Below are 4,269 nucleotides of genomic sequence, written 5' to 3' on the forward strand. Positions count from 1 at the left end.
CCGCGCGGCCCCGGGCCGTTGTGCCTGTCGGTCAGCCGAGCAGTTCCTCGATGAGGTCGGCGGCCCGCGGGGTGCCTCCCTCGGCGCGTGCTTCGGCCCGCAGCCGTGCCGATCGGCCGGCGACCTCAGGGTCTGCGACGAGTTCGGACAGTGCCGTACGCAGCGCCTCGGCGGTGGCGTCCGCGGTGTCGATGCGGCGGGCCACGCCCAGTTCCACGAGCCGGTCGGCGTTCATGAACTGGTCGGCGCCCTGCGGGACGGCGATCATCGGCACCCCGGTGTACAGCCCTTCGGCGCTACCGCCCATGCCGGCGTGGGTGACGAAGGCGTCCGCCTGTTCCAGGATCGCGAACTGCGGTACCCAGGAGTGCACTTCGACGTTGTCCGGGATGGCGCCCAGCGCCGCCCGGTCGGTGTGCCGGCCGACCTGGAGGACGACGTGCCAGCCGGGCAGGTCGCCGTACGCGGCCAGACACTGACGGTAGAACCCGGGCCGGTTGGTGTACGCCGAGCCCAGCGAGACCAGCAGCACGCGCTCCGCGTCCGCGGGGCGGGTCCAGCTCTGCTCGGCGCCTCGTCCGGCGAAGCAGGGGCCGACGAACGTCACGGTGTCCGTGTCGACGTCCTCGCCGTGCGGCTGCATCGCCCGGGGGATGAGGGCGAGGGTGTGCTCGGGACGCCCGGCGAAGGCGTCCATGTCGGTGGTGGACGCGCCGCAGCCGGCGAGCCACCCGGTGAACTTCGCCCGGTACGCGTCGGCTCCGGGCAGCGCCCACAGGTGGGCCGCCACGTCCTGTTCGTACCCCTCCCACGCCACCATGGCCGGGGACAACTGCATGAGCGGGCGCTTCTGCGACTCGGCCAGAGCACGCGCCGCGTACGCCCCGATGTCGTACAGGTCGAGGTCGGCGGGGTCGTCGTCGTAGACGGCCCTCAGTTGCGGGAGCACCTGGACGGCGTCGTCGAGGAAGAGGCCCATCGCGCCGATGGCGTCGTCGGGCCAGTTGTTGTCGGCGACCGGCAGGGAGGAGTCGTACGGGACGAACTCGGCACCGGTGGCCTCGATGCGGTCGGCCACCGCCGGGTCGTTGGCGTACGTCACCCGGTGGCCGCGGGCCACCAGTTCACGGATGACCTCGAGACTCGGCAGGACATGGCCGACGGCGGGGATGCCGACCATGGCGATGTGGGCACGGCGACGTGACATGGAAGATCACTCGATTCAGGTCTGCGGCGAAAAGGACACGGCGAACCCGTGCGTCGGCCGCTGCGGCCCGGAGTCCGGGTCGTGGGCGTGCGCAGGGCGTACCGGACGGAGGCGGGGCGCTGCCCCGTCCCGCGTCAGCCGTAGAGCTGTCGGAAGAACATGCCGAAGACGATAGCCGGTGCCCGGACCCGCCGCACATGGATTTCGGCGGGCCCGGGCACAGCAGGCGTCAGGCGGACGGGGCGGCGGCTTCGAGCGCGTCGACGGTGCCCGACATGATCGTGCGCACATGGGCGGTGATGTGTTCCGCCGGCCAGTCCCACCAGGCCAGGGCAAGCAGCCGGGCGATGTCCCGGTCGTCGTAGCGGGTCCGGATGAGGCGGGCCGGGTTGCCGCCGACGATGCCGTAGTCGGGGACGTCCTTGGTGACGACGGAGCCGGCACCGATGATCGCGCCGTTCCCGATCCGTACGCCGGGCATGACGGTCGCGCTGTGGCCGAACCAGACGTCGTGGCCGACGACGGTGTCCCCGCGGTTCGGCAGTCCGGCGAGCAGGTCGAAGTGGTCGGCCCACGATCCGCCCATCGTCGGGAACGGGAAGGTGGACGGGCCGTCCATACGGTGGTTGGCGCCGTTCATGATGAACCGCACACCCGTTCCCAGGGCGCAGAACCGGCCGATGACCAGCTTCTCCGGACCGTAGTGGTAGAGCACGTTCCGCGTCTCGAACAGCGTGGCGTCGTCCGGGTCGTCGTAGTAGGAGTACTCCCCGACCTCGATCAGCGGGGACTTCACCAGCGGTCTGAGCTGCACGACCCGCGGCTGGCCGGGCATCGGGTGGAGAACGGTCGGGTCGGCCGGTACGGGCATGTCGTGCGGTTCCTCACGGGGCGGCGGGCAGGACCGGTCAATGATCGCGCCCACCGCCCCGCAGCCACAACGGATTACCGCATCAGCGCTCCTCGGCGGAGCGCTCGTCGGGGCGCCGGAGGTCAGGGCTGGAGGGGCATCGTCCAGCAGTTGGACGATGTTCCCCTGCCCGAGAGCCGGTCGGTCATCCAGGAGATCGCGTCGCCCTGGTCGGTGATCAGCGGGACCAGGTGGTTGGTGAGGAGCTTGTCGCCGAGGTTCGGCAGGACGATGGCGTCGTAGGTGACGTCGGCGCCCTTGCGGCACCAGTCCACGGCGAGTTGGCGCGCCTGGGCGTGGGGCACGATGTCGTCCTGCACGCCGGTGGCCAGGCGCACCGGGCCGGTGGGCTTCAGCGTGCCGATGCGCTGCCGGTCGAGGGCGGCCTGCGCCTTGGGCTCGGCGGCGAGGACGGCACCGAGGGACTTCCCGCTGGTGGTCCATTTGCTGCTCTTGGTGAAGCCGTAGCCGAAGATCGCGTCGCCGACACACATCGTGGAGGCGTCCTTCAGCGCGGCCCGGCCGGCGTCGTTGACGTTGGCCTCGACGACGTCCCGCAGATCGGCGTCGGACTGTGCGAAGCCGTTGATCGACCAGGCCAGGGCGCCGGCGAGGGCGCTGCCGTCGATGCCCTTCATGGTCGCGGTCAGGTCGGCGGGCGGCGCACCGGCGTAGGTGCCGGCGAGCTTGACGTCGGGTGCATAGCCCGGCTGGAGTTCGGCGGCGGACGCGCTGGCTCCGCCGCCCTGGCTGTAGCCGTACAGGCCGGTGCGCGAGTCGGGTGTGATCGAGGTGCCGGGCAGCCGGTGCGCGGCACGGACCGCGTCCAGCAGGGCGTGGCCCTGGTCGAGCCGGTTGACGTAGGTGTGGAGCCGGTCCGTCGCGCCGAGGCCGACGTAGTCGGTGACCACGACGGCGACGCCCGCGGAGAGCAGTCGGTAGATCGCCAGGGTCTCGTAGCCGACCGACACGGTCTCGGGGGTCAGGGCCAGCGGGTGCTGGAGGCTCAGGGAGGGTGCGCACTGGTCGCCCTGGCCCACGGTTCCCGAGGCCAGCGCCACCAGCGGGCGCGGGCCGGAGCCCTTCCAGCCGGCGGACGGTTCGATGTAGGCGCCGGTCACCGCGACGGCCTGGCCGCCCGAGTCGGTGGAGCGATACATCAGCCGGGTCGCGGTGCCCGGCATCGGGCGGCCGTCCAGACCGGGCAGGCTCAGCCCGAGCGGCAGCGGCTCGTGGCGGATCACCGCGCCGTTGGCGGAGGGCAGTTCGGCGGGCGGGTTGTAGAAGCCGGGGATGGTGACCCCGCGGGAGACGACGGGCTGCGACCCGTCGGTGGCGGACGCGGGTGCGGCGTACGCGGCCACGCAGGCCGCGGCCGTCACGGCGACGGCCACCGCACGCATGCGTCCGGGGCGTGGCCCGCCGGCGGGGGAAACCATGGGGGACGACGTGGGGAAGGTGGAAAGCGAACGGGTGCTCTTGCGGCTCACAGCTCACTCCTCGCTCTGCTCGGAATGCAGGTGATCGCAAGCTAGCAGCGGCACTTACCGAAGGTAACCCGTCAGTAAGTTACGCGTTGGTAACTGTGCGGTCGGGCCGGCCGGCGACGACGGCTCACCACGCCCCAGGGCGCGGGCGGCGGCGCCCGCCGTCCGCGCCCCACGGGAGAAGAGCGGTGCCCGCCCCGCGGCGACCGGGCCCCCGGTCACCTGCGACTCCGGAATCAGCCGCTCCCTCAACACGGCTTTCACAGCAGGGACTTCACAACAACGCCCCCATCAGGCACAGGACCCCCGTGCGCAACACCGCTTATTCCAACTAGAGTTCGGTCATGCTCACCTCGCCGGCCGGCCACTTAGACAGCCGGCAGTCGGCCGACTCCGACGTTCCTGACCGCCCGGACGCGCCCGGTCCGGCCGGTCACACCGGCGTTCGGCCTCGTGGCAGCTCCCCGAAGGTCCCTGCACGTCCAACAGGCCGCGGCCCGGGCCGTGAAGAGGAGCCCGGACAGGCCCCGCCGTCTACCGGCGCACCGCGTCCCGCCCTCTCGCCGACCCCCCGGACTCCCCTGCCGCCGTGTACGCGGGAGGGCAGGGGAGTCCGGGGGGTCGGCGAGAGGGCGGGACGCGGTGCGCCGGTAGACGGCGGGGCC

3 protein-coding genes are annotated in these 4,269 nt (G+C 72.1%); all 3 read right to left on the bottom strand.

Annotated features, from left to right (window positions below; genetic code table 11):
- Positions 1-31 precede the first annotated feature (31 nt).
- A complete protein-coding gene (locus tag JGS39_RS37305) occupies positions 32-1,207 on the bottom strand; it encodes a macrolide family glycosyltransferase (RefSeq protein ID WP_219574226.1) in 1,176 nt (391 codons plus the stop codon).
- A gap of 229 nt (positions 1,208-1,436) precedes the next feature.
- Complete coding sequence (locus tag JGS39_RS37310) at positions 1,437-2,078, bottom strand: CatB-related O-acetyltransferase (protein WP_219574227.1); 642 nt, start codon at positions 2,076-2,078, stop codon at positions 1,437-1,439.
- 122 nt (positions 2,079-2,200) lie between these two features.
- The gene (locus JGS39_RS37315; protein ID WP_371930291.1) at positions 2,201-3,607 is read right to left on the bottom strand and encodes a lipase family protein; all 1,407 of its coding nucleotides are present in this window, start codon (positions 3,605-3,607) and stop codon (positions 2,201-2,203) included.
- Positions 3,608-4,269: the final 662 nt, after the last annotated feature.

Source organism: Streptomyces poriferorum, assembly GCF_019399235.1.
Classification (GTDB): domain Bacteria; phylum Actinomycetota; class Actinomycetes; order Streptomycetales; family Streptomycetaceae; genus Streptomyces; species Streptomyces poriferorum.

Excerpts from the sequence above, each read along its gene's own strand:
- JGS39_RS37310 (WP_219574227.1), bottom strand. The coding sequence starts at position 2,078 with ATGCCCGTACCGGCCGACCCGACCGTTCTCCACCCGATGCCCGGCCAG.
- JGS39_RS37305 (WP_219574226.1), bottom strand. The coding sequence starts at position 1,207 with ATGTCACGTCGCCGTGCCCACATCGCCATGGTCGGCATCCCCGCCGTC.